This window comes from Kitasatospora sp. NPDC093558 (assembly GCF_040683475.1).
Lineage (GTDB): Bacteria > Actinomycetota > Actinomycetes > Streptomycetales > Streptomycetaceae > Kitasatospora.
In genome coordinates, this window is record NZ_JBFBDY010000819.1 from 1 (window position 1) to 2,460 (window position 2,460).

Consider the following 2,460-nt stretch of genomic DNA (forward strand, 5'->3'; position numbering starts at 1 on the left):
CTTCGGCGAGTTCGGCGGCCTGGGCGGCGCGGTCGTGGCGGGCGAGCACGGCGACGGCTTCGGCGGGTGCGTTGAGCAGGTCGGCGTGGACGAAGGCGGCCTCGTCGATCCGGCCTTCGTCTTCGAGGGCGCGGGCGGCTTCGCGGTAGAGGCCGGTGAGGTACTGGTGGACGGTCGGGCCGCTGAGGGGGCTGGCGACAAGCGGCCCGTCGGCGGGTCGCGGGGTCGGCTTGAGGGCGCCGGTGAACCGGCGGGGCAGGCGGCGGCCGAACCAGACCGGCTGTTCGCGGGAGCCGGCGGCGGTGAGCCGGATGGCGTCGCGCAGGGCGTCCTCCCAACGGCGCTGCTGGAAGGCCCGGGTGAGGTCGCGGACGTAGCGGAGGTGGCGGCGGTGCAGCGCGGTGGAGGTGGACGGGGTACGGCGGGCGCCGCGCGGCTTGGCGGCACCGCGTCCGGCCATCCCCTGGGTGGCGCGCGGCTTGGCCGCACCGCGTCCGGCCGTCCAGTGGGTGGCGCCGGCTGCCCGCGCCCGGCGCCGGTCGTTCAGCACGAAGGCCAGAATGACGGCGGCGGCGCTGCCGAGGGCGAGCAGGAACGCCCCGAGGTCGAAGCCGGCGCGGGCGATCAGGCCCGAGAAGGCGACGGCGAAGATCACGGCGGAGATCACGGCGACGACGAATACCGCGACGGCGCCGGCCCTTGTTTCCTTGGGACGGTCCCGGCCTGGAGCCGTGCGGCGGCGGGCGCGGTCGGTCAGCCCGGGGATCCGGGCAGCGGCACGGAGATCCACGGCGGGCGCCTGCGGGGCGTCCTCCCGAACGGGCTCCGTCACGACCGGGGCGCCGACCGCGCCGAGGCGGTGAAGGGTGAGACCGGACAGATCGAGCCAGTCGGCCGGGTTCAATTCGGGTAGGGAATTGAGTATATGACGCTCGATCACATTTCCTGCGAGGAGGACGAGTTCACCGGTGGCGCACGACTCATCGCCTCGCGCACTGACGGCGACCAGTCCGCCGCCGATCGCGCGTACCGGTTCCCCCGGGGCCGCGTCGACGTGAACCGTCTTCGGCTCGGCGAGCGTGAACAGCCAGCGACCGTCCGGCAGTTCGCGCAGTCGGGCACCGGGGCTCCAGGCGGCGAGGACGCGGTCGGCGGCCTCGGCCGCACCGATCACGGGCACGTTGAGCACGAAGCCGGCGGCGTGGATGACAGGACTCATTCGGCGTTCTCGATCGAGAGGAGGGACTTGCCGGTCACGGCGTTCCCCGTCACCAGCCGGCCCGGCCGGGGCTCGGCGGCGATCACCGGCCAGAGCGGGTGGACGGCGGGCACCGCGGGGGCGCCGGAGAAACCGGTGAGCGTCCGGACGAGGCCTTCACGGACGCTCCGAACGAGGTGGGCGTCGCGGGTGCACGTGATGAACACGGGTGCGCCGGCCTCGTCCTCGACGATCGCGATCACCTCACCGCCGCCGGGGAGTTCGAGGTAGCGGCGCTCTCCATTCCGGGTACGGATGTCCCACCCGAAGCCGTCCTCGGACCACGCGAGCAGGCCCGCGCCGTGCACGACGTGCTCGCACTCCGCCACGCCGGGCGGGAGCTCGCCGTCGAACAGCCGAGGCTCGCGGGCCCGGACGAAGGGCCCGCCGTCGGCGGTCGACACCACCGGTCCGTCCAGCGTGACCCGGCCGCCGGGCGCGATCCGCCGCCAGTGCCCGGCGATCGGGACGACGAGGTCGTCGCCGTCGCGCACGAGCGGCAGGACGGGCTGGTGCGCGAGCGCGGGGAGCTCCTCGTGGTCGATCCCGACGTCGGCCAGGTCGACGTCGTAGCGGTCGGGTTCGCCGAAGCGGCTGCCGCTGACGTAGAGGCGGAGGCGGTTCTGCTCGGCGTAGAGAGCGAGCAGGCGCCGGCCGGTCCGTCCGGCGGCGACCGCTTGTCCGCGCAGCTCGTGCCGGCGCGGCCGGACCCTTCCCGCGAAGTGCGACGTGCCCGGCGACAGCCGGACCGCGAGCAGCACGGAGGCGTCCCGGCCGCGCGCGAGCAGCGTCGGGGAGTCCGTGGTGAACGCGGGCAGCGCACCGGTGCCGGCGGGCAGCGGCGCGAACACCACGCCCGCCCGGCGGAATTCATTACCGCGCAGCGCCCGAACCGCGATATCGCTTGCGGGCAGCGGGAGTTCGGCCGCCGGGCCACCGTCCACCCGGATGGCGACCCGGGTGACACCGTCGGCGGTCCAGCCGGTCTCTGCAGTGGCCAACACGCCTTTGCGTGCGGGAAGTTGCTCGGCAAGGCGCGGCGAGGCCAGCAGCCAGGCGCGGTCGCCGTCGACCAGTGCCTCCTCGGCGCGGCGGACGTCCTCGGGCGTCGGCTCGGCGCGCCGACGGGCGGCGAGCCAGCGCGGCAACACCTCGCCGAGGTCACCGCCCAGCAGGCTTCCGGACGGGTCGCCGAGGACACC

General features: G+C 74.9%; 2 protein-coding genes. Both read right to left on the reverse strand.

Annotated features, from left to right (window positions below):
* Positions 1-1,219, reverse strand: a 1,219-nt coding sequence (locus AB0O00_RS35645; protein ID WP_363658853.1) for a bpX6 domain-containing protein, incomplete at its 3' end; no start/stop codon positions are given.
* Positions 1,216-2,460 (reverse strand): hypothetical protein (locus AB0O00_RS35650; RefSeq protein WP_363658854.1); only part of this gene is annotated, 1,245 nt, incomplete at its 5' end. The genes AB0O00_RS35650 and AB0O00_RS35645, both read right to left, overlap by 4 nt.